Genomic DNA, 24,563 nt, shown 5'->3' with positions numbered 1-24,563 from the left:
GGGTGGCATCCGGGCTGAGAGGGCTCGCAGGGACTCCGCTGGCCGTCAGGTGTCGGTTAGCGTGGGCGCGTGTCCCCGGAAGGGGGACGCCCCGCGCCGACGTCTGGAGACGACATGACCACCGCCCCCTCCCGCCGCACCACTGCATCCCGCACCACCGCATCCCACACCCTCGGCCGCCGCACGCTCACGACCGCCGCCGCCTGGAGCATCCCGATCGTCGCGGTCGCCGCCGCCGCCCCGCTCGCCGCGGCCTCGACCACGCCGCCGCCCGCGCCGTCGGTCCGCTCGGTCGAGTACACCTCCTTCACCGCCGAGAGCTTCCGCGAGGAGCAGATCAACGTGAACCGCCCGCTCGCCATCGCGATCACCGGGCAGCTCACCGCCGGCGAGCTCGTCACCCTGACCGTCGCACCGCGGATGACCCGCTCCGGCTCCGGCGACTCGCGCGCGACTCCGCTGCGCATCACCGCCGCCGACGGCCCCAACTTCTCGGTCGTCTCCTCGAGCGTCGGCTCCGACGGCTCGCAGACGCTCCTGCTGCGCACCAACCGCGACCTCGCCGACGGCTCGTACCGCAAGACCATCGCCTGGGTCCCGGTCGACGGCCGCACTCAGGAGCAGACCGCCGACCTGCTGCTGACCTGGCCGCTCGGCACCTACACGGCGCCGATCACGGTGATCGTCGCGGGCGTGGCAGGCAGCGAGCAGGCCTACACGCTCAACCGCACGCCCGTCGGCGGCGCGGAGGAGTAGGGGGAGGGGAGCTCTCGGGCCCCCCGTCAAGGGGGTGGGAGCTCTCAGCGCCGCGTTCTAGCGTCGGATCTCGGCGCGGTCGTGCGCGCGAGAGGGGAAGACGATGCAGAAGCTGTACTACGCGAGCGGATTCGTGCTGCTGGGGGACGCGGTGTGCACCGCGGTCGTCGAGTACGCCCAGGCCCTGGCGAACGTCGGGAAGTCCGACCTCGTCGTCGTCCCGGGGCTCTCCGACGAGGGGCTGCGCGGCGAGACCCGCCTGCTGCTCGGGCCCGCCAGCCAGCTCTTCACCAGCCCGGCGCTCGACCGCGGGATCGACCTCGACGACGACGAGGCGGTCGAGTCCATGCGCGACAAGACGCGGCGGCTGCTGCCGGCCCGGCCCACCACGGAGGCCCGCGCGAGCGAGGACCACGACAGCGGCGGGGACTTCTTCTAGGCGCCGGTCACTCGGGCGCGCGTCACTTCTCGAGCGTCGTGCTCGGCCGCTCGCCGAAGCGGTGCGCGTACGACGCCGAGAAGCGGCCGAGGTGCGCGAAGCCCCAGCGGTGCGCCACCTCGGTCACGCTGACCTCGCCCGAGGCCTTGGCGCGCAGCTCCTTGCGCACGGCGTCGAGCCGGATGCGGCGCAGGTAGTCGACGGCGGTGAAGCCGAACTCGCGGCGGAACTCCGACTGCAGAGTGCGCAGGCCCACGCCGCAGGCCTCGGCGATCGTCTCGGTGCGGATCGGCTCGTGCGCATGCGCGTACATGAACTCGATCGCGGTGCGCAGGCGCCCGCTGCGCGGCACGGCGAGGTCGGTCGGCGCCGCGAGCGACTCGTGCGGGAACGTCTCGAGCAGCGCGACGGCGACGGCGCGGTCGGCCTCCTGGCGCAGGAGCGCGGAGCTGTCGACGTCGTAGATCACCCGGGCGACCGCGGCGACGGTCGCCGACCAGCGGCGCAGCGCCTCGCCCTCGGGGCGCGCGGTGGTGTCGAACAGCAGCGGTCCGCCCGCCGTGCCCTCCACCTCCTGGGCGACGCCCTCGAGGTAGCCGCCGTCGAAGTGGATGAGGTTCTGCCGGTAGTCGTGGAACTCGAAGGCGTTCGGCCGGCCGGTGACGAAGATCGCGGGGCGGCCGTAGATCTGGCGCATCGGCGCCTGGTCGAGGTCGGTGACGCCCTCGCCCGCGGTGAGCCAGGAGACGACGTACTCGCCGTCGGTCTGGATCCGCCCCTCGATCGAGCCGGCGAACTGGCTGCCGCGGAGCGTGACGTCGCCGTCGCCGACCGAGGTGTAGCGGTAGGAGAAGTCCTCGCCCGGCTCCACCAAGAAGCGGTGCCCGTTGTACACCGACTCGAGCAGCGCGCGTGCCTGCTCGAAGTCCCGCCCGCCGATGTCGGAGCGGATGACCTCGCCGTTCGAGTCGTCCATCACCCCCAAGCGTCGCATGCGTGCGCATCGAGGTCGAGAGCAGCGGCGCGGAAGTTCGCTGGGCGGATACAGCCTGCGGAGACGACCTAGGCGGCGGCGCGGCGCTTCCGCGGCCCGAAGGCCTGCGTCATGGCGACCACCGTGGCGCCGCGGAACTGCGAGAGCAGCACCACCGAGTGCCGGGCGCCGGATTCGACGGCGAGCGAGAACGTGCCGCCCGTCGAGGTGTCCCACCAGGAGCGGATGTCGAGCGCCCGCAGCCGGACGGTCGGCTGCGTGCCGCCCAGGACCAGCAGTCCCTCGGTGACGCAGAGCGAGCCGGTGACGCCGTCGAGCGTCGTGGAGCAGGCGAAGTCCGCGTCGTGGTGCGCCGGCCCGGCGAGCCGCAGGAAGTCGGGGGCCCAGTGCTCGGTGCCGTGCATCATCGTCTCCCCGCCCCCCGGCTGCGTGACGGGATCAGGCCGCGGCGGTGGCGACGGCGGAGTCCGGCTGCTGCGCCGGCTCGGGGACGATGCGCAGCCCGCGGCCGCTGTTGGCCTCCTCCATCAGCGCGCGCACCCAGGCGGCGTTGATGGCGGGGACGCGGCTGCCGTGGAAGGAGAACTGCAGCGGGATGGTCGGGTGCAGCCAGAGCGTCTGGCGGCCGGTGCCGTGCGCGCTCGAGGCGTCCAGCTGGAAGGCGAAGGCCTCGTTGCGGCGGAACTTGTTGATCATCACGATCTGCAGGTGCGCGAGCGCGCGGTCGTCGATCTCGTGGGAGGTGGCCGGAGTGCCGTAGAGGAGAGCGCCCATGTGCGGAGCCGCCGTTCTGTGTGGGAGTCGCGGTGTCGGCCGCGACGGGACGTGGGGGAACCGGCGGAGCGCCGGGACGTCGTGCGAGTCGGAGGAGGCCGACCCACCGCCGGGCTCGAAGGGCCCTGGCGGCGACTCCCTCTGCCGGGTGCCGGGCGGAGGGGGGAGTCGAGCGAGTGGTCGCAGGAACGACCGTTCTCCGAAGGTACGGGGAGCGGCCCTGGAACGGGGGCCGCTATCCGCTTTGCGAAGCGGCGCCGCGGCACGGCGGGCGGACTCCCAGGAATGCGATGCCGGGCGCCCCGACGCACTCAGACCGCACTTCTCTCCCCCGAAGCCTGGACTCGATTATTTTCGAGAAAGAAAGGTTTTCTCCAAATAAGATGAAAACCGTGGATAGACGAGAGAAGTCGCTGCTGGAACTCCTGCGCAGCGCCCTGCCCGAGGAGGCGTCACCGCGGGTGGACGCGGGCAGGGTCGTCGTCGGTCGGCCGGCGCGATGGTCGCTGGTTCCGGTGTGGATCGGCGAGGGACTGCCGGCCGACGTGCGCCGGGCGCGGGAGCGCGACCTGCCGGGAGGGCGCAACGACGTGCCCGTCTTCCTCGCCCGCGGGATGTCGCCCGGCGCACGCGCACTCCTGCGTGAGCAGGGCGCATCGTGGGCTGACGAGTCGGGGAGCGCCGTGATCCGGATCGATCCCGATCTCCTGATCGTGCGGCTGCCGCCCGAGCGCCGCAGGCCCCCGCGCGTCGGGGCGTGGAGCGCCGCGAGGCTCGCTACAGCGGAGGCCGCGCTCGCCGCTCTCGTCCGCGGTGGGGGAGGGCCGGGTGGTTCCGCGGCGCGGGCTGCCGAGCTGGTCTCCGCCACGGGCTTCTCCTATCAGCAGACCTCCAAGGCGCTCGCCGCTCTCGACGCGGAGGGCTACACCGCGAAGGTGGGTCCGGAGCGCGGGAGGACGGCCGGCCGGGAGTTCCGCGACCCCGGCAGGCTGCTGAGCGACTGGGCCGGGCACTCGGCTCGAGCGGCGGGAGCGGACGAGTCGCGCCAGTTCCACGTCCCCTGGCGAGACGTCGCGGACTCCCTCGACCTGGTCGAGCGCACCGTGACCACCGGCTGGTGCGCCTCCGGCAGCGCTGCGGCGGATCGGCTCGCACCCTTCCTCACCAGGGTCCCCGACCTGTTGATCCGCGTCACGGCAGAGGACTTCGACCGGGCCTGCCAGGATCTGAGCGGCGAGGGGGGCGCGGTCGAGGTCGAGACCGGCGGTCGGATCCACCTCCTTGCCTCGCCCCCTCAGATCCTGGCCTCGGCCTCGTCCGTGCAGGGTGTGACGGTCGCGTCGCCGGTTCGCGTCTACGCCGATCTCCTGCGGGCGGGGGGCCGGAGCGCCGAGGCGGCGGAGTTCTTGAGGGAGAGGGTCATTGGCTTCTGAGGCGAGGACGAGAGCGGCGCGCGCCCGAGCGGAGGACGCGCTGGTCCGTTTCGCGCTGCTCGCCGGAGCGCACGCGCAGGACTTCGTCGTCATCGGCGGGCTGAACCCGGACTTCCTCGCCCCCTCGGCGCCCGCCGCTCACCTGGGGACCACCGATGTCGATCTCCTCTTCGAGCTCGGCTTCGTCTACGACCGCGAGGAGCTCGACTTCGGCTGGCTGGATCGGGTGCTGCGGACGTCCGGCTTCCGGGCCCGGAGAGGGGCGGCGGGGTGGCAGTGGGACGCGGTTCTCGGCGACGCTCTGGTGCGCCTGGATCCGCTGTGCGACGTGGTCGATCAGCCGGGACAGACCGTCAGCCTCCCCGGCGCCGAGAGCGCTGCCGTGCAGAACCTGGAGGGGCCCGCTGCGGCCCTGGTCCAGCCGATCCTTCGAGAACTCTCCGTCTCTCCGCGCGTCAGAGCGGACCACGTCGACGCTCCTGACCGCGTCGAACTGCGGTTCGCTTCCCTCGCCGGATACCTGACCGCGAAATCAGCCGCACTTCTGTCGCGGTCCACGGCTAAGGACGCCTACGACCTGATGTTCGTCGTGCTCTTCAACCCCGGTGGTCCGCGGGAGGCCGCGCAATCGATCCTGGAGCTGCCGGCCGTCAGCTATCGACGGCCACCTGCCGCCGTCGCCCGCGGAGCGGTGTCGATGCTGCTCGATCCGCAGGGCCGGTGGGCCGGGCACTTCGCCGCCCAGATGCGGGAGGCGGGCGACGAGGAGCTGGAGGAGCGGCTGCGCGCCGATGCGGCCGCGGGGGCGTCGCTCTTCCTCCGGACCCTCGATCAGAACGCGTAGCGGACGCGGCAGTAGGGCAGCCGCTCGGCGAGCAGGGCGAGGAAGCGGTCGAGGGCCGCGCGCTTGAGGTCGCGGCGGTAGCGGATGTTGACGGCGCCGTTCTCGGAGACCTTGGACTCCTGCATCCGGGGCGCCCAGAGCAGGTCCTCGGCCTTCGGGTGCCAGCCGAGGTTGACCTCGTGCAGGCCCGCGTTGTGGGTGAGCAGGATCACCTCGGCGGCGAGCTGCGCCTTCGCCCGCGGGTGCAGGGCCGCGTCGAGCTGATCGAAGAGCTCGGTCCAGTCGCGCTGCCAGGTCTCGGTGAGGATCACCGGCGAGAAGTTGACGTGCACCTCGTAGCCGGCGTCGACGAAGTCGTTGATCGCGGCGATCCGCTCGGCCATCGGCGACGTGCGCACGTCGGTGACCTTCGCCGTCTCGGCGGGCATCAGCGAGAAGCGGAGGCGGGTGCGGCCGAGCGGGTCCCACTCGAGCAGCTCGCGGTTGACGTACTTGGTGGCGAACGAGGCCTTGGCGGTCGGCGACATCCGGAACAGGTCGCAGAGGTCGCGGACGTTGTCGCTCAGCAGCGCGTCCACCGAGCAGTCGCTGTTCTCGCCGATGTCGTAGACCCAGGCGTCGGGGTCGCACTGGTTCGCCTCGGCCTTCACGCCCTGCTTCGCGATGTGGCGGGCGAGGTGGCGCTGGATCTGCTCGATGTTCGCGAAGACCGTGACCGGGTTGCTGTAGCCCTTCCGCCGCGGCACGTAGCAGTAGACGCAGGCCATCGCGCAGCCGTTGGCGGAGGAGGGGGCGATGAAGTCGGCGGAGCGGCCGTTGGGGCGGGTGACCAGCGACTTCTTGACGCCCACGACGAGCGCCTCCGTCTTGATCCGCACCCAGCGCGCGACGTTCGCCTCGTCGCCGTGCACCTCCGGGATGTTCCAGTGCGAGTCGACCGGCACGATCTCGGCCGCGGGCCAGCGCTCGACGATCTCCTGCCCGCGGGGCAGCTCGAGCGCGGCCGGCTCGGCGTAGATGCGCCGCACGTCGAGGAGGGTGCGCTGACGGGTGCCGGACATGCGTCCGTTCTACCGGCGACCACCGACAGTGATCGGGATCGGCAGTGCCGACCCGCCGACGGTGCGGGTGACCTCGGGAGTAGAGTCCCGCGCATGGACGCCGCCGCCTCCTCCGCCCTCGGCGCCGCCGCCGTCACCGAGCTGCCGCCCGACTTCGTGCTCGCCCTCGTGGCCGTCGGCGAGGCGCTCGCCGCGATGGCCGCGGGCGACGCGGAGCCGTACCGCCGCTGCTGGGCCGACACCGCGGACTCGACGCTCTACGGCGCGTTCGGCACGATCGAGCGGGGCCGCGCGGCGATCGACGAGACGCTCGGCTGGGTCGCGGGCCGGTTCGCCGGCGGCGGGCTGACGCCGCACTACGACCTGATCCATGTCGCCGGCGACCTGGCCTACACGGTCGGCCGCGAGATCGGCGCGACGCGGATCGACGGGCGCGAGACGGCTCCGCTGATCATCCGGGTCACCCACGTCTACCGCCGCATCGACGGGCAGGGCTGGCGGATCGTGCACCGGCACGGCGACCACCCGCCGCACCTGGAGCGCTGAGCGGGTCGTCGCGGCATGTGGGCCGTCGCGGTATGTGGGGCATCGCGGAGGATGGAGGCATGGAGCCGACCGCCGACCGCTACCGCCGCGCCGCCGTCGAGCTGGCGCAGACCTCCGAGCTGCAGGTCGAGTGGGCGCTCGCCGTCGCCGGCGACGGGGCGCTGCTGGCGCTGATCGACGAGCTGCCGCGCGCCCACCGGCAGCCGTCGCTGCTGTTCTCGGTGGCGCGGCTGCTCGGGGCGCCCGCGGTGGACGGCGCGGCCTTCGCGGAGTGGCTGCGGCGGGAGTGGCCGCGGGTCGCGCCGGTGGCAGCGGAGCGCCTCACCCAGACGAACGAGGCGCTGCGCTGCGCCCCGCTGGTCGCGGCGCTGGAGCGGATCACGGAGCCGGGAGAGCCGGTCGCGCTGATCGAGATCGGCGCCTCGGCCGGGCTGTGCCTCGCGCCGGAGCGGTACTCGTACGTGTTCGCGGGGGCGGAGGGGACGACTCGGCTGGGGCGGGGCGAGCCGGTGCTCGAGTGCGCGGTGACCGGGGGAGCGGCGCCCTCGCGGCTCCCCGTCGTGGCGTGGCGGCGCGGGCTGGACCTGCGTCCGCTCGAGGTCGGCTCCGCCGAGGACCGCGCCTGGCTGGAGGCGCTGCTGCCGCCGGACCGGCCGGAGCGCACGGCGCGGCTCCGGGCCGCCGTGGCGACGCTGCGGGAGGACCCGCCCGCGATCGTCGCGGGCGACGCGGCGGAGGCGCTGCCGGAGGTGCTCGCCGCGGTGCCGCGGGGGCTGCGCGCGGTCGTGGTGTCGCTCGGGACGCTGGTGTACCTGCCGTGGGCCGCGCGGGAGCGGGTGCTGGCGACGGTCGCCGAGTCGGGCGCGAGCCTGGTGACGCTCGAGGCGGAGGCGTTGCTGCCGTCGCTCCGGGAGCAGGCCGCCTCGCTGACAGCGCCCGAGCGCACGCCGTTCCTGCTCGCGGCGGACGGGGTGCCGCTCGCCTTCGCGGCGCCGCACGGCGGCCGGCTCTCCTGGCTGAGCTGACGCCGACCACGGGGGTCTCCTAAGAAAGATCACCCAGTCCGTATGGGGAGAAGCATGCTGATCGAGTAGCCCGCGGAGCGGGCGTATCGAGATCCGCCACCGTCAGAACGCGAGTCTGCAGACCCGCCCTGCTGGTGACGGCGGGTCTCGATACGCCCCTGCGGGGCTACTCGACCACCATGCGCGGCGCCGCCGCGTCCTTTCCCTCACCACCGAGACGCGAAGCGGGTTCGCGGCTCGATACGCGCTGCGCGCTGCTCGACCAGCAGTGGGTGCGCACAACATCAGCTGAGAGCAGGGTCCCTCCCCTGACAGCGGAGGCCACCCCTTCTCAGCTGATGTTCTGCAGCGCCCGAGCGCTCTCCCTCGCCACTGAGCCGCGCTGCTAGAGGGCGTCGACGAAGAGCTGGGTGGCCTGGGGGACGTAGGAGGTGTTCGTCGACGGGTCCCAGCCGACGAGGGCGACGACGTCGCCGCCGACGCGGGTGGTGATGCCGACGAGGGCGAAGGGGGCGCCGCCGACGTCGCCGGTGACGGTCCAGCCGACGGCCTCGTCGGTGCCGGTGATCGTCGGCTCGGTCTGCTCGACGGTGGTCTGCACAGGGGTGCCCTGCAGGGCGAACAGCTCGGAGCCGTCGGCGCAGCGCTCGAGCGCGTCCTCGGCGGAGGCGACGAGGGCGGAGGCGGTGTCCGCGTCGCCGGTGCTCGCGACGACCGAGGTCATCGAGCGGTCGGCGCTCGTCCCGTAGGCGAGGCCCGCGTCGGTGAGCGTGTCGTCCGCGTCCCAGCCGACGCCGAACGGCGCGAGGCAGGAGGCGTCCGTCGCGGTGAGCCCCGGGTAGACCGAGCCGAGCATCTCCTCGGTGCTGGTGAACTCCGCGGGCACGAACTGGATGTCGTCGAAGATCGTCGCCAGCTCGGCGTCGGTGTGCTGCGGCAGAGCCTCGGCGGTCGGCTCGGGCTCGGCGGCGGCGGTGCAGCCGGTCAGCGCGAGCAGCAGAGCGCCCGTGAGGGCGAGTCCGGCTCGGGCGACTCCGGCTCGGGCGGCGGTGGTGTGCGTCATGGTTGTTCCCCCTCTGCTCCCGCGCCGCGTCGGGGCGGAGGCGGCCCGAGGCTAGCAGAGGCCTCGGACACTCCCGCCGCAGCCCGGCCCGCCCCGCCCCGCAGGCCCGTCCGCTAGATCTCCGTGTGCCCCAGGTCCGCGTGCGCGAGCAGCCGGATCTCCGGCTCCGCGATCGACTCGAACTCCAGCACGACCACCTCGTTGCGCCCGACCCGGGTGACCGGCGACGGCACGATCAGCGTGCGCTGCGGCCCGCGCCGCCAGTAGCGGCCGAGCAGGAAGCCGTTCACCCAGACCAGGCCCTTGCCCCAGTGCAGCGTGTCGAGGTGCAGGTCGGCCTGCGCGTCGAGCTCGAAGGAGCCGGAGGCGAGGCCCGGTCCGGCGGCGAACGATCCGCTCCCGGGCACCCGGCCGCACTCGGGCAGGCACTCCAGCGCGAGCGGCCGGGCGACCCAGCCGGGAAGCTCCGCGCCGTCCAGCCGCACGCCGCCGATCAGCCCCTTGTGCTCGCCGATCCGCTCGCCGTAGTTCACCCGGCCCTGGTCCTCGACCAGGACCGCCAGCTCGCCGGTGCCGCGGGGGAGCGTGATCGCCCGCTCGTGGTCGTCGCGCGCGAGCACGCCGACCGGGACGCCGTCGAGCAGCACCCAGGCGCGGTCGCGCACCTCCTCGCCGACGACGAGCCGGGCGGGAGCGTCGCCCGCCGTCAGCATCGTCGTGAACAGCGCGAACCCGCCGGCCAGCCCGAGGTCGTCGAAGCTCGCCATCGACTCCAGGCGCGTCGCCGGCCCGAAGACCGCGTCGAGTCCGAGCAGCGCGGGGCCCGGCACGAGCGGCGCGGTGAGCACCGGCGCCGGCGGGGAGACCGCGGGCACCTCGTTCGGCACCGGCGCGTAGCGCGCGATGACCTCGCGGAAGGCCCAGTACTTCGCCGTCGGGTCGCCGCTCTCGTTCAGAGGGGCGTCGTAGTCGTAGCTCGTGGTGATCGCGGCGTAGCGGCCCTTGTCGTTCGCGCCGCTGGTCAGGCCGAAGTTGGTGCCGCCGTGGAACATGTAGATGTTGACCGAGCCGCCGACCGCGAGCAGCGCGTCGAGCTCGCTCGCCGACGCCGCCGCGTCCGTGGTGTGGTGCTGGGTGCCCCAGTCGTCGAACCAGCCGCACCAGAACTCCATGCACATCAGCGGGCCGGTGGGCTGGAACTCTCGCAGCGTCGCGAGGCGCTCGGCCGTCCGCGAGCCGAAGGAGCCGGTCAGGTGCAGGCCGGGCAGGCTGCCGTCGGCGAGCATCTGCGGGGTCGGCTGGTCGATCGTGGTCAGCGGCACCGTGATGCCGCTGTCGCGGGTGACCCGGACCAGCTCGGCGAGGTACTCCTTGTCGGAGCCGTACGCGCCGTACTCGTTCTCGATCTGCACGAGGACGACGGGCCCGCCGCGGTCGATCTGGCGCGGCGCCACGATCGCGGAGATCCGGCGGAGGTAGTCGCTGACCGCGGCGAGGTAGTGCGGCTCGGAGCGGCGCACGCCCACCTCGGGGTCGCGGAGCAGCCAGGCGGGCAGGCCGCCGTTGTCCCACTCCGCGCAGATGTAGGGGCCGGGGCGCACGATCGCGTGCAGACCCTCGGCGGCGACCAGGTCGAGGAAGCGGCCCAGGTCGAGCCCGGCGTCCTCGCGCCAGGCGCCGCGCTGCGGCTCGTGCGCGTTCCAGGCGACGTAGGTCTCGATGGTGTTCAGGCCCATCAGGCGGGCCTTGCGGATCCGGTCGGCCCAGAGGTCCGGGTGGATCCGGAAGTAGTGCAGCGCTCCCGACAGGATGCGGTGCGGCCTGCCGTCGAGCTCGAAGTCGGTCGCGCCGATGGCGAAGCGGCTCTGGGGCGCGCCGGTCGGCGCGGCGGCCGGCGCGGCGGAGTCGGGAGCGGTGGTCATGCGGGATCCCCCTCAGGATCGTGGGACGGGTCGAGGCCGGCCGGAGCGATCCGACCGGCCTCGAACGCCGCCAGTGCTACTTGAGAACAGTGCTACTCGGAGACGGTGAAGCCCTGAGCGTTGCCGTACTCGACGAGCTTGCTCTGCCAGGCGGCGATGCCGTCGTCGAGGCTCGACTTGTTGGCGTAGGCCTGGCCGACGGTGTCACCGAAGACGCTGTTCGCGTAGACCTGGAAGGGCAGGTACGACCAGCCGGGACGGACGTCCGTCGAGGCCTGGGTCAGCACCTCGTTGATCTTCTGGCCGCCGAAGTACTCGGACTCGGCGCCGGTGAAGTCCGGGCTGCTGAGGTCGGCCGAGGTCGACGGGAATCCGCCGCTCTCGAGGAAGACGTCGACCGAGGCCTCGTCGCTGTTCAGCCAGCGCAGGAACGCGGCGGCCAGCGCCGGGTTCTCGCTCTGCTTGGTGACGGACTGGCCGCCGCCGCCGTTCTCGGCGCTGACGGCGGTGCCGTCGTAGGTCGGGATGGGCGCGACGGCCCAGTCACCGGAGGCGTCGGGGACGCTGGACTCGAGCACGCCGGGCATCCAGGCGCCGGTGATCAGCGAGGCGATCGAGCCGTCGCCGAGGCCCTTGTACCACTCGTCGCCCCACGCGGGGGTGTCGGAGAGGAGGCCGCCCTCGACGAGCTGGTTCCAGACGCCGGTCCACTTCTCGGTGCCCTCGTCCTCGAGGTTCACGGTGACGTTCGTGCCGTCGGTCGTGAAGGGCTCGCCGCCCGCCTGCCAGATCATGCTGGTCGCGAAGCCGGCGTCGCCGGTGTCGGCGGTGATGAACTTCGACGGGTCGGCCGCCTGCAGCGCCTTGGCCGCGGCGATGTACTCGTCCCAGGTGGTCGGCACGGCGATGCCGTACTGGTCGAAGACCGTCTTGTTGTAGAACATCGCCATGGGGCCCGAGTCCTGCGGGAGGCCGACGAGCTTGCCGTCGATGTTGACGCTGCCCCAGGTGGACGCCGAGAACTTGTCCTCGAGGTCGCTCATCCCGTACTGGGAGAGGTCGAGCAGCGAGTCCGACAGCGCGAACTGCGGCATGGCGTAGTACTCGATCTGGACGACGTCGGGGGCGCCGGAGCCGGCCTTGATCGCGTTCTCGAGCTTGGTGTACTCGTCCTTGTTCGTGCCGGCGTTGACCAGCTCGACATCGACCTTCGGGTAGGCCTTCTCGAACGCGGCGACCTGGGCCTCGGCGCTGGGGGTCCAGCTCCAGTAGGTGATCTTCCCGCCGGTCTCGAGCGCGGCGTCGAGGTCGGCCGCGGTGCCGGAGGCGGTCGTGCCGCCGCCGGTGGTGCCGCCGGACGAGCAGGCGGCGAGCGAGCCCGCGGCGAGTGCTGCGGCCGCGACGACCGTCAGGGTCCGCCGGAGGGCGGAGTGGGCGATCTTCATGGTGATTCCCTTCACTTCTTCGTGCTGTGGGGTGGTGCGGGTGGAGTGGTGCGGGGCAGGACGCTCCGACCGGGGGACGGGTTCGTGGGGTGGGCCTAGCCCTTGACGCTGCCGGCGCTCAGGCCGGACTGCCAGAAGCGCTGGAGGCCGAGGAACGCGACGACGATCGGGATGATCGTCAGCAGCGAGCCGGTGATCACCAGGTTGTAGATCGGCTGGGCGCTGACGCCGGTGGCCTGCGCGTTCCACTGGTTGAGGCCGACGGTGAGCGGATACCACTGCGGGTCGCTCAGCATGATCAGCGGGAGGAAGTAGTTGTTCCAGGTCGCGACGACCGAGAACAGCAGCACGGTGACGATGCCGGGGGCGAGCAGGCGGATCGAGATGGTGAAGAAGGTGCGGAACTCGCCCGCGCCGTCCATCCGCGCCGCCTCGAGCAGCTCCGTCGGGACCGACTCGACCGCGTAGACCCAGACCAGGTAGAGGCCGAAGGGGCTGATCAGCGAGGGGATGATGATCGCCCACGGGGTGTTGGTGAGGCCGAGCTGGCTGAACATCAGGAAGGTCGGGACGGCGAGCGCGGTGCCGGGGACGGCGATCGCACCGAGGACGACCGCGAAGACGGCCTTGCGCCCGGCGAAGCGGAACTTCGCGAGGCCGTAGCCGGCGAGCGTGGCGAGCAGGGTCGCTCCGCCCGCGCCGACCACCACGTAGAGCAGCGTGTTGCCGAGCCAGCGGAGGAAGATGCCGTCGCGGTAGGTGAGCGTCTCGGCGATGTTCTGGAAGAGGACGAAGTCGCCGTCGAACCAGAGGCCGAAGCTCGAGAACAGGCCGGCCTGGGTCTTGGTCGCGTTGATCACGAGCCAGGCGAGCGGCACGAGGCTGTAGAGGATGAACGCCGACATCAGCAGGGTGAAGGCGATCGACTTCTTCGGGGCGACCGAGGAGCCGCGGCGGGCGGGGCGCTTGGCCGGGGCGGCCTTCGTGGGGCGGCGTGCGGTTGCGATGGCCATCAGTTCTCCTTGCGCGCGCCGCGGAGCTGCACGACGTAGGCGATCACCGCGGTGATCACGCCCATGACGATGGCGACCGTGGCCGACGCGTTGTACTGCTGACCCGCGAAGGACAGGTTGTAGGCGTACATGTTCGGCGTGAAGTAGGTGGTGATGATGTTCGGCGCGAGCGTCCGGAGGATGTTCGGCTCGTTGAACAGCTGGAAGCTGCCGATGATCGAGAAGATCGAGGCGATGACGATCGCGCCGCGCAGGGCGGGCAGCTTGATCGAGCGGATGACGCGCAGCGGGCCGGCGCCGTCGATCTCGGCGGCCTCGTAGAGCTCGCCGGGGATCGTCTTCAGCGCGGAGTAGAAGATCAGCATGTTGTAGCCGACGAACTCCCACGTGACGATGTTGCCGATCGAGACCAGGATCCAGTCGCGCGAGAACGGCGCGATCAGGTCGGAGCCGAGCAGGTCGTTGACGTTGGCGGTGAGGCCGAAGTTGTCGCCGTAGATGAAGCCCCACATCAGGACCGCGACGACGGCGGGGACCGCGTAGGGGAGGAAGACGACGATGCGGAAGAAGCCGGTGCCGTGCAGCCGGCCGCTGTCGATCGCGAGGGCGGCGACGAGCGCGAGCACGAGCATCACCGGGACCTGGACGACCAGGAACAGCAGGACGCGGCCGAAGCCCTCCCAGAAGTTCGGGTCGCGGAAGATCGCCAGGTAGTTCTCGAAGCCCACGAAGGCGTTGCCGCCGATGAGCTGCTCGCGGAACAGGCTGAGGTAGATCGAGTAGATCACCGGCGCGATGAAGACCAGCAGGAACACCACGAGGAAGGGGGCCACGAAGGCCAGGCCCTTCCACTCGCTCTTCGCGCGACTGCGCGGAACGGCGAGGGGTGCGGCCGGAGGGGTGACCTCGCGCAGCGGGACAGGGGGAGACGTCGTCGTCATCGGCGGGATTCCGTTCGGGGTCGGTTCCGACATGTTCACGTCAACATGGCAGGACGCCACCGTAGCATGGCCACGTCAACACGCGCACGATCCGTTAGGTTTCGATGGGGAAACGATGTTCCGCCACCGGCGCGGGACTCGTGGAGGGACGGCATGGCCATCGAGACGAACGCGGCGACCGCCGTCCCGCGCCGACGGAGCGTGTCGATGGCCGACGTCGCGCGACGCGCGAACGTGTCCGGGCAGACCGTCTCGCGGGTGTCCAACGGGAAGCAGAACGTCGACACCGAGACGCGCGAGCGCGTGCTCGAGGCGATGCGCGCCCTCGGCTACCGGCCCAACAGCGCCGCGCGCGCCCTGCGCACCGGCCGCTTCCACAGCATCGGCGTGATCATGTTCACGCTGTCCTCCTTCGGCAACATGCGCACCCTCGACGCCATCGCGGTCGCCGCGGCCGACGCGGGGTACTCGATCACCCTCATCCCCGTGCCGCACCCGACCCAGGGCGAGGTGTCCGTCGCCTTCCACCGCCTGAGTGAGGAGGCGGTCGACGGCGTCATCATCGTGATGGAGGCGCACCTGCTCGACGAGGCCGACATCGTGCTGCCGCCCGACCTGCCCGTCGTGGTCGTCGACTCGGCCGGCGGCGACCGCTACCCGGTCGTCGACACCGACCAGGTCTCGGGCGCGCGCCAGGCCGTCGAGCACCTGCTCGGGCTCGGCCACCGCACCGTCCACCACATCGCCGGGCCGGAGCGCTCCTACTCGGCCGAGCGGCGCCGGGAGGCGTGGGAGTCGACGCTGCGCGCGCAGGGCGCCCCGGTGCCCGAGGCGCTCGTCGGCGACTGGTCGAGCGCGTCGGGGTACCGGATCGGCCGGAAGCTGGCCGCGGATCCCGCCGTGACGGCGGTCTTCGCCGCGAACGACCAGATGGCGCTCGGCGTGCTGCGCGCCCTGCACGACGCCGGCCGGGCGGTGCCGGGCGAGGTCAGCGTGGTCGGTTTCGACGACATGGAGGAGTCGGCGAGCTTCTGGCCGCCGCTGACCACCGTGCACCAGTCGTTCGGCGACACCGGGCGCCGCTCGGTCGACATCCTGCTGCGCGAGCTGGAGTCGGGCGAGCGCTCGGGCGTGACCCTGACGCCGACGGAGCTCGTCGTGCGCGAGAGCACGGGGCCGGCGCCGCGCTGAGGCGCTCGGGGCCGCCCGGGTCGCTCGGAGGTGTCGGCTGCGGGCGATACTGTGAGGCTTCTCACCCGTCCTCGCTAAGGAGCACCCATGTCGGTCGGCCTGCTCGCCGTCGTCGATGACATCCTCACCGCCGCCCTGAAGGCGAGCGCGAAGACGGCCGGTGTCGTCATCGACGACGCGGCCGTCACTCCGCAGTACGTCCAGGGGCTGACCCCGGCGCGCGAGCTGCCCGTGGTCGGGCGGATCGCGCTCGGCAGTCTCGTCAACAAGTTCGTGATCATCATCCCGATCGCGCTGCTGCTCTCCTCGTTCGCGCCCTGGGTGCTGCCGTACCTGCTGATCGTCGGCGGCGCCTTCCTCTGCTTCGAGGGCGCGGAGAAGGTGCTCGAGTGGTTCGGCGTGCACCATGCGGCGGGCGAGACGGAGGCGCGCGACGAGAAGAAGCTCGTCTTCGGCGCCGTGCGGACCGACCTGATCCTCAGCACCGAGATCATGCTGATCGCGCTCGACGGGCTGGACACCGACCTCGGCTTCGGCGGGACGCTCGGGGCGCTCGCCGTGGTCGGCCTCGGCATGACGCTGCTCGTCTACGGCGCGGTCGCCCTGCTGGTGAAGATCGACGACGTCGGGCTGCGGCTGATGAAGAACGCGGCGCGCGGCGTCCGGCGCTTCGGCGTGCGCATCGTCGCCTCGATGCCGGCCGTCTTCCGCACCATCAGCATCATCGGCACGCTCGCGATGCTCTGGGTCGGCGGGCACCTCGTCACGGCGAACCTGGCCGAGACCTTCTGGCACGGCCCCTACGACCTCGTGCACGTCGTCACTCACGCGGTCGAGGGCGCCGGCCCCGTCGTCGTCTGGATCGCCGACACCTTCGTCTCGATGATCTTCGGCCTCGTGCTCGGGCTGATCGTCGTCGCCGCCGTCACGGGCGTCCGCCGCGTCCTGAAGCGCGGCGAGCCGGCCGAGGCCCACTGACGGGTCGGGTCTCGATACGCCGCTCCGCGGCTACTCGACCAGCATGGGGAGGCCCGCAGCTCTTGCATGCTGCGCCCTCCGGCAGCCGCGCCCTTTATGTTGATCGAGTAGCCCCGCAGGGGCGTATCGAGATCCCGCGTCCTCAGCGCTCCAGGTGCGAGTACTCCGGCAGCGCGATCGCGTCCGCGGGCGGCGTGAAGAACCGCCCCATCGTCCGCCCGATCACCGGCGTCGCCGCGACCTTCACCGCGAGCCCGAACGCCGCCACTCCCAGCCGCGACACCGGGTTCGCGACCCGTGGCACCCCCGGCGGCAGCGCCTGCGCCTGCGTCACGTAGGGCCGCATGATGCGCTCGTACCCCGCGAAGCCGTCGCGCGGATCCACGTGTGCCGCGAGCTCGCCGGCGAGCACGTACGCGCCCGCGAGCGACAGGCTCGTCCCCATCCCGCTGACCGGGGAGGCGCAGTAGGCGGCGTCGCCGACCAGCGCGACCCGTCCGCTCGACCAGCGCGGGGCGTGCACCTGGCCGATCTGCTCGTAGTAGAGGTCGTCGGCCTCGTCGAGTCCGCGGAGGACGCGCCGCGCCTCCCAGCCGGCGTCGCCGAAGACCGTGCGGAGGTGGGCGCGCTGCTCGTCGATCGAGCGGCGCTCGGTGCTCGCGCGGTCGAGCCGGCGGTCGATCACCTGCGAGAGCGCGACGCGGAGCGTGCCGTGCGGGTCCGGGCGGAGCGTGATGCTGCGCCCGCCGACCGCACTGTACCAGCGCCACCAGTCGTCGTCCGCGGCGGTGCGGGGGATGGTGGCGTAGGAGGTCTCCAGGCCGAGCGAGCGGATCTCCGGCTCGGTGCCGAAGACGAGCCGGCGGGTGCTCGAGCCGATGCCGTCGGCGGCGACGACGAGGTCGAAGCGCTCGTCGGGGGCGTGCTCGAAGGAGACGGTGACGCCGGCGCCGTCGTCGTCGAGGCCGGTGATGCGGTCGCCGTAGCGGTACTCGGTGTGCTCGACGGTGCGGTCGACGAGGAGCCGCGCGAGGTCGCCCCGGAGGATCTCGAGCTCGGCGGTCGCGCCGCCGCTGTCGGAGGTGCCGGCCGGGAACTCGGCGAGGGTGCGTCCGCCGCGGCCGACGAAGCGGGTGCCGACCTCGCCGGTCGTCGCGGCGCGGATGTCGTCCTCGAGGCCCATCCGGCGGGCGACCTCGCGGCCGGCGCCGCGGACGTCGACGTTCTGCCCGCCGAGCCGCAGGGCGGGCGCGCGCTCGACGATCGTCGCCTCGACGCCGTAGCGGTGCAGCCAGAACGCGAGGGCGGGGCCGGCGATGCTGGCGCCGGAGATCAGGACACGGGTCATGGTTGCCGCCTTCGTTGATAATCAATGAGATTGGCAATCTACACCGTTATCGTGGAGGCATGAGTGACAGCGCGCCCGATCTCGGCATCCGGACCCGCGTGCGCCAGGTGACGGAGCGGCAGCGGCTCTTCGAGCAGTCGCTCACCCGCGCGCTCGCGGTCGACGCCGTCGGGCTCGACGCGATGACGCACCTGATGTCCGCGGGTCCGCTGACGCCGACCGAGCTGGCCGGGCGCCTCGGCGTCTCGACGGCGGCGACGACCCTCGTGCTGAACCGCCTCGAGGCGGCCGGCCACGTCCGCCGCGAGCGGCACCCGACGGACGGGCGGAAGCTGATCGTCACGGCCTCGGAGGAGTCGGCGCGGCGCGCGCAGGAGCGGGTCGCCCCGCTGATCGCGGGCGTCGAGGCGGCGGTCGCTGACCTCGACTCGGCCGAGCGCGCGACGGTGCAGGCCTTCCTCGACCGCCTGCTCGCGGTCTACGACGCGGTGACGGACTGACGGGCCGGCGTCCTGGCCACGGCGGGTCTCGATACTCCGCAGCGCGGCTGCTCGACCAGCAGGGAAGGGGCGCGCCGCGTTCCGTGTGAGTCCGCGTCTTCATGCTGATCGAGTAGCGCGCGGAGCGCGCGTATCGAGATCCACGTGTTCGGAGGGTGGGTCTCGATACGCCCCTGCGGGTCTACTCGACCGGCATGCAGGGGGCGCCGGCGAGTGGACGTGGGAGGGGGTCTGGCGGAGCTGCGGGGCCCGATGCGGGTCCGTTCGCGGGAGGCGGGGCGTGCGAGTGGACGCGTGCGGGGCTCTGCAGGAGGCGCGCGGCCCGTTCCGGCTCCGCTCGCGCCTTCATGCTGATCGAGTAGCGCGTGGAGCGGGCCTATGAGATCCGCCCCGTCAGAAGGACGGGTCTGCAGACCCGCTGCGCTGAGGACGGTGGGTCTCGATACGCCCCTGCGGGGCTACTCGACCAGCATGAGGGGGCCCCTGCGCGGCTACTCGACCAGCAGGGAGGGGGCGCCGGCGAGTGGACGTGGGAGGGGGTCTGGCGGAGTTGCGGGGCCCGATGCGGGTCCGTTCGCGGGAAGTGGGGTGGACGAGTGGACGCGTGCGGGGGCCTGCTGGGGGCGCTGGGCCCGTTCCGGGTCCACTCGCGGAAGCATGCTGATCGAGTAGCGCGGAGCGGGCGTATCGAGATCCACGTGTTCGGAGGGTGGGTCTCGATACGCCCGCTGCGCGGCTACTCGACCAGCATGGGGGCCGCTGCGCGGCTACGTGGCCGGCATGGGGGCCGCTGCGCGGCTACTCGACCAGCATGCAGGGCGTCAGCAGCTGCGTGCGGAGTACGCGGCCGGGATCACCGTGGTGACGGGGGCGCCGTCGACGGTGGCGGTCGCGGTGACGGTGGCCTGGCCGGCGGGCACCGAGGCGGCGCGCGTCGAGAAGGCGGCGGAGGCGTTCTTGCCGGGCAGGATGCCGGTGAACTCCTTCGAGCCGTAGGCGGAGGCGACGGTCATCGAGACGGGGACGGTCGCGTTGTTCTGCGCCGTGACCGTCAGGGTGACCTTGCCGGCGATGCAGCGGGTCGTGGCCGTCACCGCGACGGCGAGGGCGGCGGGCGCCTTCAGCGTCACGGTCACGGTCGTCGTCTGCGAGACCGTGCCGTCGGCCGAGGTGACCGCGATCGTGCCCACTCCGCCGTTCGCGGTGGTCGGCTGCGTGACGCGCACCCGGGCCGCCGAGTCGGTGGCCACCGCGGTGAGCATCGGCATCGTCGTGCCGTCGACGGTCACGGCGTAGGAGCCGCGGGCCGGCTCGAAGCCGGCGACGCCGATCCCGTTCACGCGCAGGGCGCCGAGGGTGGCGACCGCGGCGGGCGACGCCACCGACTCGTACAGCTTCGTCTCCGACACGATCAGGTGCGTGTTGGCGTAGGCGTTCATCACGACGCGGAAGGCCTTGGCCGTCACCGGCGTGAAGGTCGCGTTCAGCGTCGGCGCGGTGCCGTCGGCGGGCGCGGCCAGGGCGACCGCGGACTCGTAGCCGGGGACCGCGGTCCACGTCGTGCCCGAGGTGCCCTGGTACTGCAGCTGGTAGCTCTGCGCCCAGCTGGTGCCGCCGTCGCGCTGGAACTGCACCGACACCTGCTGCACCTGGCGGGTGGCGGGGAAGGTGTAAGTCAGGCTGCTCTGCGCGGCCTTGGTGCCGCTCGTCCAGTTGGACCAGCCCTTGTCGCCGTCGACGCCGTTGCGGGTGCGCTCCGGTCCGTAGCCCGACTCGGACGAGGTCGCGGTCGCGACGATGCCCGCATCGGGGTTGAAGTTCCGGAGCGTGCCCGCGGTGACCAGCACCGTGAGCGTGGCGGGGAGGGTCTGGCCGTCGGCCGTCGCGGTGCCGGAGATCGTCACCGATCCGGGCGCCGCGAGCGAGGCGGTGGTCAGCGGCGTCCAGTCCCAGGCGACCGGCACCGCGAAGGTGCTGGTCGAGGCGCCGACGCGGGCCGGCACGGTGCCGGGGGCCGCGGCCTGCACCGCGGCGACGGAGGCTCCGGCGGCGACGGTGAGGGACGCCGGGTCGGTGGCGGTGAGGCCGCCGACGTCGACGAGCGCGGTGACGGGGATCGACTGGCCGAAGAGGTCGGTCGCGGTGCCGGTCACCTCGACGCGGCCGGCGGCGGCGTAGGCCGAGTCGGCCGGGCGCTGCCAGGTGACGGCGACCGGAGCGCCGGTGCCCCAGGCGTACTGCGGGGCGATCGAGGCGGGCAGGGTCGGCGCGACGCCGACGGTGGTGCGGACGGCGACCGTCTGCGCGGCGGACGGGGCGAGGTCGCGCAGCGTCCAGGACTGGTTCGCTCCGCCGTTCGAGCCGTAGACGCCGACCGTGGTGTTCTCGGTGCTGGACTGGCCGTTGACATCGAGCGAGAGCCCGATCGACTCGTTGACGAGCGTGTAGGCGGTGCCGTCGGTGGTGCTGACGATCCAGCGGGTGGCGGCGTCGGCCTTGGCGGTGTCGACCGAGAGTGTGCGCAGGTCGGTGCCGGCGCTCGTGGCGCCGAGCACGCGGCCGTCGGCGTTCTGCAGCACGACGCGGCGGGTGGCCTCGCGCTCGCCGGGGGCGACCTCGCGGACGGTCCAGCTCTGCTTCGCGGCGGCGGTGGAGTCGGTGGCGAGGGTGGTGATCGTGGTCGCGGCGCCGGTGGGGTTGCCGGTCAGCGCCTTGCCGCTCTGAGTGCCGACCAGCTGGTAGCGGTGGCCGTCGCGGAGGGCGGGGGCGGAGTCGGCGACGCCGGAGACGCCGTCGATGGAGAAGGAGGTGACCGACTTGGCGGGCACCGTGACGGTCGCGGTGCGCGACTCCCGGTCGATGGCGACCGCGGGCTTCGCGACCAGCGCATTGCCGGTGGGCGCGGCGGCCGAGGCGGCCTGCGTCGTGACGTAGGGGGTGACCGTCGCGCCGGCGGCGATGCTGCCGAAGCGGGAGAGGTCGAGCACGACGGTCTTCGCCGTCGCGCCGGTGTTGGTGTGCACCACGGTCGCGCCGCTGCCGTCGCCGCGGACGGCGGCGGTGGAGGAGGTGTCGTTCGTGGGCATCAGGTGGTCGCCCTCGTGGACGAACTTCGTGAAGTTGCGGATCGTGTTGAACTTCGAGTTCGTCTCGACGCCGCAGACCGGGGCCTTGGTGGAGTCGCCGCCGGCGTCCGCTACGCGGCGCGCGGACTTCCAGACCTCGGCGCCGCCCTCCTGGTACGGCTTGCAGTCGAGGTCGATGAAGATCGAGCCCCAGTTGAGGTTCTCGCCCTTCGGGCTCATGTTGTAGAGGTCCTCGACCGGCTGCCAGAGCACCCAGGCCTTCGGCTCGAGCTCGCGCAGGTCGTCGTTGATGCGGCCCGCGATGCCGAGGCCGTTCTCGATGTTGACCGGGTCGTATCCCGCGACCCAGTTGCCCTCGATCTCGCTCATCCAGAGGTCCTTGTCGGCCTGCTTGGCGAGGTCGCGGACCGCGAGGCGGTCGGAGGTGCCGTAGGTGTGCACGTTCATCCGGTCCACCTCGGCGCGGACGGCGGCGGAGTAGGCGGCCCAGTTGGTCTTGAAGATGCTGGGGTTGGTCTCGTCCATCGCGGCGATGCCGGCGTCGCTCGACGAGGCGTCCAGGGCGGCGGCGACGTCGGGGATCAGGTCGGCCTGGCGGGTCGGGCCCATGTGCATGCCCTCCTGCCGTCCGCCGGTCGGGACGCCGTTGGTGAGCTGGGTGCCCCAGTAGTTGGTGTTCGGCTCGTTGAACGGGTCGAGGGTGTCGAACTCGATGCCGTACTCGTCCTCCATGTGCGCGGTGACGGTCGCGAGGTACTGGGCGAACTTCGCCTCGGCGGCGGGCTTCAGCTGCTCGCTCGAGGCGTTGAAGCCGCCGGAGACGTAGCCGCTCTCGGTCATGAAGTAGGGGGCGGAGTTGGCGAACGCCTCCCAGTGCGAGATCTGCTTCTCCTCGGCGAGCTTCTCGACCCACCAGCGCTGCGTCTCGTCGCTCGTCCAGTCGTAGGAGGAGGCGTCGCCGGCGTTCCACTTCGCCAGGAGCGCGTCGCGGTCGGCGTAGTTCGTGCTCGTGCCGCCGTAGGTCGCGGCGTCGCCGGCCGGGTTCTGCTTCCACCAGCCCTCGACGGCGCCGCCGGGGCGGAGGTAGTCCTTCACGTCGGAGGCGTTGCCGCCGCCGATGTTGTAGCGGGCGATGTTGAGGTCGAGGCCGTCGTCGCCGAAGACCTTCTGATACAGCTCCTCGCGGAGGGCCTCGGGGTAGTTCCCGGTGGCGTTCGCGAACCAGACCAGGCTCGTGCCCCAGCCCTCGAACGACTCGCCCGCCGCGGCGGGGTTGGGGGTGATGCGGAAGGCGTCGGCGGCCTGCGCGGGGGCGGCGGCCGCGGGGAGCGCGAGCAGCGCTCCGGCGGCGAGGGCGGCGCTCGTGGCGAGCGCGGCGATCCGGCCCGCCTTCCGGCGAGTGCGTCTGGCAGTGGACATCGACATCGATGCGTCTCTCTTTCAACTCTGAAAGGGGAGCTGTTCACGTGAACACGCCCGTGGCCTCCGACTGTACATGTTGACGTCAACAGGCGGAAGGGCGGTCGGCGGCTCAGCGCCTCAGTGGCTCAGCGCTCAGACCGAGCGCGGGCGCTCGCGGAACGCCTCGGGCTCGCACTGGATGGTGGCGTGGTCGATGCCGTGGTCCTCGCGCAGGACGGCGAGCACGCCGGCGAGCGCCTCGCGGTAGTCGGCGTCGGGGGCGACGACGATGTGGCCGGTGGCGCTCTCCATGCCGGAGGTGATGGTCCAGACGTGCAGGTCGTGCAGCGCGAGCACGCCGGGGACCGCGCGGACGTCGCGCTCGACGGCGGCGAGGTCGACGTGCGCGGGGGCCGACTCCATCAGGATCCCGAGGGCCTGGCGGGTCAGCGACCAGGTGCGCGGCAGGATCAGCAGGCCGATCAGCACGCCGACGATCGGGTCGGCCCAGGCCCAGCCGGTGGTCAGCAGCACGATCGCGGCGAGGATCACGCCGATCGAGCCGAGGGCGTCGCCGAGGACCTCGAGCGAGGCCCCGCGCAGGGTGATGCTCTCCTTCGCGCCGGCCGAGAGCAGGCGCAGGCTGACCAGGTTGACCGTCAGGCCGATGATCGCGGTGATCAGGAGCGGCGCGCCGGGCACCGCGGGCGGCTCGGCGAAGCGGCGGACCGCCTCCACGATCACGAAGCCGGCGACGCCGAAGAGCAGCACGCCGTTGGCGAGTGCGGCGAGCACCTCGAGCCGGTAGGAGCCGTAGGTGCGCGCCTTCGCGGCGGGGCGGCCGGCGAGCGAGATCGCGGCGATCGACATCCCGAGCGCGATCACGTCGGTGCCCATGTGCGCGGCGTCGGAGATCAGCGCGAGCGAGCCGGTGGTGAGGCCGACGACGAACTCGACGACCGCGAAGGCGGCGGTGAGCACGAAGGCGATGACGAGGGGGCGCCGGTGGCGGGCGGCGGCGGAGCCGGCGTGCCCGTGGTCGTGACCCATGCGACTCCCTGCGCTCCGCTCGCCGCGACGACCGCGGACGTATTGTCGTATGCACACTCTTGCACATATGGACTCGGATGCGAAGGGTGCCCGCGCCGATCCGCCTGCGACACTGGAGAGGTGTCGTCCTCCCGCTCGCTCCGCACCCTCCGCGGTGTCGTGGCGGCGACGGTGGCGACCCTCACGGCCCTGTTCTTGCACGTCGCGGGCGGCGGCGAGGTGCCGGGTCTCCTCGGACTCGCGGTGCCGCTCGTGCTGTCGGTGCCGGTCTGCGTCGCGCTCGCCGGCCGCGGGCTCTCGCTCGCGCGCCTGGCGGTCTCGGTCGGAGTGAGCCAGCTGCTCTTCCACGCGCTCTTCGAGATCGGCGCCGTGGCCGGGCCGGCCGGTGCCGCGCACGCCCACGGCGGCCCGATCGACATCAGCGCCGCGACGGCCCACGCGGGCGGGCACGACTCCTCGATGGGGATCGCGCACCTGCTCGCGGCGGTCGTCACGATCGCCGTCCTGCACCGGGGCGAGGCGCTGCTGATCGCGGTCGCCGCGACGACGGCCCACGCGGCCGCGCGACTCGTGCGGGTGCCGGCCGTCCCCGTCCTCGCGTCGGCGACCGGGCGCCGCTCGTTGACCGCGCCGCGCGCGATCCTCCCGGTCGTGGCGGACGTGCTCTCCGACGCCGTGCCCCGCCGCGGGCCGCCCGCCGCCCCCGCCTCCTGATCCTCGACGCGCGCTGCGCGTCCTCATCGACCCCTGCCC

Annotated in this window: 22 protein-coding genes; 10 read left to right on the top strand and 12 right to left on the bottom strand. The window is 72.5% G+C overall.

Annotated features, from left to right (window positions below):
* The first annotated feature begins 114 nt into the window (after positions 1 to 114).
* Together MT350_RS07965 and MT350_RS07960 are read left to right on the top strand one after the other, a co-directional pair.
* Positions 115 to 756, top strand: a complete 642-nt coding sequence (locus MT350_RS07965; protein WP_243615683.1) for a hypothetical protein — start codon at positions 115 to 117, stop codon at positions 754 to 756.
* A 103-nt stretch (positions 757 to 859) separates the two neighbouring features.
* On the top strand, positions 860 to 1,195 hold the full coding sequence (locus MT350_RS07960; RefSeq protein WP_123447513.1) for a hypothetical protein: 336 nt from the start codon (positions 860 to 862) through the stop codon (positions 1,193 to 1,195).
* Positions 1,196 to 1,217: 22 nt separating this feature from the next.
* On the opposite strand, the gene MT350_RS07955 is transcribed toward MT350_RS07960, so the two are convergent.
* The 3 genes from MT350_RS07955 to MT350_RS07945 all read right to left on the bottom strand — a co-directional run bounded on the left by MT350_RS07955 (position 1,218) and on the right by MT350_RS07945 (position 2,963).
* Complete coding sequence (locus MT350_RS07955) at positions 1,218 to 2,171, bottom strand: helix-turn-helix transcriptional regulator (RefSeq protein WP_243615682.1); 954 nt, start codon at positions 2,169 to 2,171, stop codon at positions 1,218 to 1,220.
* A gap of 86 nt (positions 2,172 to 2,257) precedes the next feature.
* A complete protein-coding gene (locus MT350_RS07950) occupies positions 2,258 to 2,593 on the bottom strand; it encodes a hypothetical protein (RefSeq protein WP_133672107.1) in 336 nt (111 codons plus the stop codon).
* 34 nt (positions 2,594 to 2,627) lie between these two features.
* Positions 2,628 to 2,963, bottom strand: a complete 336-nt coding sequence (locus MT350_RS07945; protein ID WP_123447516.1) for an ATP-dependent DNA ligase — start codon at positions 2,961 to 2,963, stop codon at positions 2,628 to 2,630.
* Positions 2,964 to 3,253: 290 nt separating this feature from the next.
* Here MT350_RS07945 and MT350_RS07940 point away from each other — a divergent pair, with 290 nt between their 5' ends.
* Both MT350_RS07940 and MT350_RS07935 read left to right on the top strand, forming a co-directional pair.
* A complete protein-coding gene (locus MT350_RS07940; protein WP_243615681.1) occupies positions 3,254 to 4,396 on the top strand; it encodes a type IV toxin-antitoxin system AbiEi family antitoxin in 1,143 nt (380 codons plus the stop codon).
* On the top strand, positions 4,386 to 5,240 hold the full coding sequence (locus MT350_RS07935; protein ID WP_243599653.1) for a hypothetical protein: 855 nt from the start codon (positions 4,386 to 4,388) through the stop codon (positions 5,238 to 5,240). The genes MT350_RS07940 and MT350_RS07935 overlap by 11 nt, the downstream gene beginning before the upstream one ends.
* Here MT350_RS07935 and MT350_RS07930 read toward each other — a convergent pair.
* On the bottom strand, positions 5,228 to 6,301 hold the full coding sequence (locus tag MT350_RS07930; protein WP_243599654.1) for a spore photoproduct lyase family protein: 1,074 nt from the start codon (positions 6,299 to 6,301) through the stop codon (positions 5,228 to 5,230). The genes MT350_RS07935 and MT350_RS07930 overlap by 13 nt on opposite strands.
* 93 nt (positions 6,302 to 6,394) lie before the next feature.
* Between MT350_RS07930 and MT350_RS07925 the strand changes: the two genes are divergently transcribed.
* Together MT350_RS07925 and MT350_RS07920 are read left to right on the top strand one after the other, a co-directional pair.
* Positions 6,395 to 6,847 carry a DUF4440 domain-containing protein gene (locus MT350_RS07925; protein ID WP_243581472.1) on the top strand — a complete coding sequence of 151 codons (453 nt, stop codon included), beginning with the start codon at positions 6,395 to 6,397 and terminating at the stop codon, positions 6,845 to 6,847.
* A gap of 59 nt (positions 6,848 to 6,906) precedes the next feature.
* Positions 6,907 to 7,872 (top strand): DUF2332 domain-containing protein, encoded by a 966-nt coding sequence (locus MT350_RS07920; protein ID WP_243615680.1) that lies wholly within the window; start codon positions 6,907 to 6,909, stop codon positions 7,870 to 7,872.
* Between the two features lie 385 nt (positions 7,873 to 8,257).
* On the opposite strand, the gene MT350_RS07915 is transcribed toward MT350_RS07920, so the two are convergent.
* The 5 genes from MT350_RS07915 to MT350_RS07895 form a co-directional block, all read right to left on the bottom strand.
* Positions 8,258 to 8,935: a hypothetical protein gene (locus MT350_RS07915; protein WP_243599657.1), complete on the bottom strand. Its 678-nt coding sequence runs from the start codon at positions 8,933 to 8,935 to the stop codon at positions 8,258 to 8,260.
* 113 nt (positions 8,936 to 9,048) lie between these two features.
* Entirely contained in the window at positions 9,049 to 10,857 is a 1,809-nt protein-coding gene (locus tag MT350_RS07910) for a beta-galactosidase family protein (RefSeq protein WP_243599658.1), read from the bottom strand.
* A 92-nt stretch (positions 10,858 to 10,949) separates the two neighbouring features.
* A complete protein-coding gene (locus tag MT350_RS07905; RefSeq protein WP_123734593.1) occupies positions 10,950 to 12,302 on the bottom strand; it encodes a sugar ABC transporter substrate-binding protein in 1,353 nt (450 codons plus the stop codon).
* A gap of 95 nt (positions 12,303 to 12,397) precedes the next feature.
* Complete coding sequence (locus MT350_RS07900) at positions 12,398 to 13,315, bottom strand: carbohydrate ABC transporter permease (protein WP_243615679.1); 918 nt, start codon at positions 13,313 to 13,315, stop codon at positions 12,398 to 12,400.
* Positions 13,315 to 14,256, bottom strand: coding sequence for a carbohydrate ABC transporter permease (locus tag MT350_RS07895; RefSeq protein WP_123444496.1), 942 nt, complete (start codon positions 14,254 to 14,256; stop codon positions 13,315 to 13,317). Before MT350_RS07895 ends, MT350_RS07900 begins: the two co-directional genes overlap by 1 nt.
* Before the next feature lie 153 nt (positions 14,257 to 14,409).
* Here MT350_RS07895 and MT350_RS07890 point away from each other — a divergent pair, with 153 nt between their 5' ends.
* Together MT350_RS07890 and MT350_RS07885 are read left to right on the top strand one after the other, a co-directional pair.
* The gene (locus MT350_RS07890; RefSeq protein WP_243615678.1) at positions 14,410 to 15,447 is read left to right on the top strand and encodes a LacI family DNA-binding transcriptional regulator; all 1,038 of its coding nucleotides are present in this window, start codon (positions 14,410 to 14,412) and stop codon (positions 15,445 to 15,447) included.
* A gap of 87 nt (positions 15,448 to 15,534) precedes the next feature.
* Positions 15,535 to 16,425 (top strand): DUF808 domain-containing protein, encoded by an 891-nt coding sequence (locus MT350_RS07885; RefSeq protein WP_123731701.1) that lies wholly within the window; start codon positions 15,535 to 15,537, stop codon positions 16,423 to 16,425.
* Positions 16,426 to 16,567: 142 nt separating this feature from the next.
* On the opposite strand, the gene MT350_RS07880 is transcribed toward MT350_RS07885, so the two are convergent.
* A complete protein-coding gene (locus MT350_RS07880) occupies positions 16,568 to 17,773 on the bottom strand; it encodes an FAD-dependent monooxygenase (RefSeq protein WP_243615677.1) in 1,206 nt (401 codons plus the stop codon).
* Between the two features lie 59 nt (positions 17,774 to 17,832).
* On the opposite strand from MT350_RS07880, the gene MT350_RS07875 reads away from it, so the two are divergent.
* Positions 17,833 to 18,273, top strand: coding sequence for a MarR family winged helix-turn-helix transcriptional regulator (locus MT350_RS07875; RefSeq protein ID WP_243615676.1), 441 nt, complete (start codon positions 17,833 to 17,835; stop codon positions 18,271 to 18,273).
* A gap of 821 nt (positions 18,274 to 19,094) precedes the next feature.
* Here the strand turns inward: MT350_RS07875 and MT350_RS07870 are convergent.
* On the bottom strand, positions 19,095 to 22,778 hold the full coding sequence (locus MT350_RS07870; RefSeq protein ID WP_243615675.1) for an RICIN domain-containing protein: 3,684 nt from the start codon (positions 22,776 to 22,778) through the stop codon (positions 19,095 to 19,097).
* A 135-nt stretch (positions 22,779 to 22,913) separates the two neighbouring features.
* Complete coding sequence (locus tag MT350_RS07865; RefSeq protein ID WP_243599664.1) at positions 22,914 to 23,810, bottom strand: cation diffusion facilitator family transporter; 897 nt, start codon at positions 23,808 to 23,810, stop codon at positions 22,914 to 22,916.
* 120 nt (positions 23,811 to 23,930) lie between these two features.
* On the opposite strand from MT350_RS07865, the gene MT350_RS07860 reads away from it, so the two are divergent.
* Positions 23,931 to 24,524 (top strand): hypothetical protein, encoded by a 594-nt coding sequence (locus MT350_RS07860; RefSeq protein ID WP_243599665.1) that lies wholly within the window; start codon positions 23,931 to 23,933, stop codon positions 24,522 to 24,524.
* Positions 24,525 to 24,563 lie beyond the last annotated feature (39 nt).

This window comes from Rathayibacter sp. VKM Ac-2928, assembly GCF_022815545.1.
GTDB lineage: Bacteria > Actinomycetota > Actinomycetes > Actinomycetales > Microbacteriaceae > Rathayibacter > Rathayibacter festucae.
The sequence above is the reverse complement of the archived record's forward strand: the minus strand, read 5'-3'. Positions and strand labels throughout refer to the sequence as shown.

What these genes read in the sequence shown, in the direction of transcription:
- MT350_RS07955 (WP_243615682.1), bottom strand. Translation starts at nt 2,171, where the DNA reads ATGGACGACTCGAACGGCGAGGTCATCCGCTCCGACATCGGCGGGCGG.
- MT350_RS07960 (WP_123447513.1), top strand. Translation starts at nt 860, where the DNA reads ATGCAGAAGCTGTACTACGCGAGCGGATTCGTGCTGCTGGGGGACGCG.
- MT350_RS07925 (WP_243581472.1), top strand. Translation starts at nt 6,395, where the DNA reads ATGGACGCCGCCGCCTCCTCCGCCCTCGGCGCCGCCGCCGTCACCGAG.
- MT350_RS07895 (WP_123444496.1), bottom strand. Translation starts at nt 14,256, where the DNA reads ATGACGACGACGTCTCCCCCTGTCCCGCTGCGCGAGGTCACCCCTCCG.
- MT350_RS07930 (WP_243599654.1), bottom strand. Translation starts at nt 6,301, where the DNA reads ATGTCCGGCACCCGTCAGCGCACCCTCCTCGACGTGCGGCGCATCTAC.
- MT350_RS07885 (WP_123731701.1), top strand. Translation starts at nt 15,535, where the DNA reads ATGTCGGTCGGCCTGCTCGCCGTCGTCGATGACATCCTCACCGCCGCC.
- MT350_RS07870 (WP_243615675.1), bottom strand. Translation starts at nt 22,778, where the DNA reads ATGTCCACTGCCAGACGCACTCGCCGGAAGGCGGGCCGGATCGCCGCG.
- MT350_RS07890 (WP_243615678.1), top strand. Translation starts at nt 14,410, where the DNA reads ATGGCCATCGAGACGAACGCGGCGACCGCCGTCCCGCGCCGACGGAGC.
- MT350_RS07915 (WP_243599657.1), bottom strand. Translation starts at nt 8,935, where the DNA reads ATGACGCACACCACCGCCGCCCGAGCCGGAGTCGCCCGAGCCGGACTC.
- MT350_RS07875 (WP_243615676.1), top strand. Translation starts at nt 17,833, where the DNA reads ATGAGTGACAGCGCGCCCGATCTCGGCATCCGGACCCGCGTGCGCCAG.
- MT350_RS07910 (WP_243599658.1), bottom strand. Translation starts at nt 10,857, where the DNA reads ATGACCACCGCTCCCGACTCCGCCGCGCCGGCCGCCGCGCCGACCGGC.
- MT350_RS07880 (WP_243615677.1), bottom strand. Translation starts at nt 17,773, where the DNA reads ATGACCCGTGTCCTGATCTCCGGCGCCAGCATCGCCGGCCCCGCCCTC.
- MT350_RS07900 (WP_243615679.1), bottom strand. Translation starts at nt 13,315, where the DNA reads ATGGCCATCGCAACCGCACGCCGCCCCACGAAGGCCGCCCCGGCCAAG.
- MT350_RS07950 (WP_133672107.1), bottom strand. Translation starts at nt 2,593, where the DNA reads ATGCACGGCACCGAGCACTGGGCCCCCGACTTCCTGCGGCTCGCCGGG.
- MT350_RS07905 (WP_123734593.1), bottom strand. Translation starts at nt 12,302, where the DNA reads ATGAAGATCGCCCACTCCGCCCTCCGGCGGACCCTGACGGTCGTCGCG.
- MT350_RS07940 (WP_243615681.1), top strand. Translation starts at nt 3,254, where the DNA reads ATGCCGGGCGCCCCGACGCACTCAGACCGCACTTCTCTCCCCCGAAGC.
- MT350_RS07920 (WP_243615680.1), top strand. Translation starts at nt 6,907, where the DNA reads ATGGAGCCGACCGCCGACCGCTACCGCCGCGCCGCCGTCGAGCTGGCG.
- MT350_RS07965 (WP_243615683.1), top strand. Translation starts at nt 115, where the DNA reads ATGACCACCGCCCCCTCCCGCCGCACCACTGCATCCCGCACCACCGCA.
- MT350_RS07865 (WP_243599664.1), bottom strand. Translation starts at nt 23,810, where the DNA reads ATGGGTCACGACCACGGGCACGCCGGCTCCGCCGCCGCCCGCCACCGG.
- MT350_RS07945 (WP_123447516.1), bottom strand. Translation starts at nt 2,963, where the DNA reads ATGGGCGCTCTCCTCTACGGCACTCCGGCCACCTCCCACGAGATCGAC.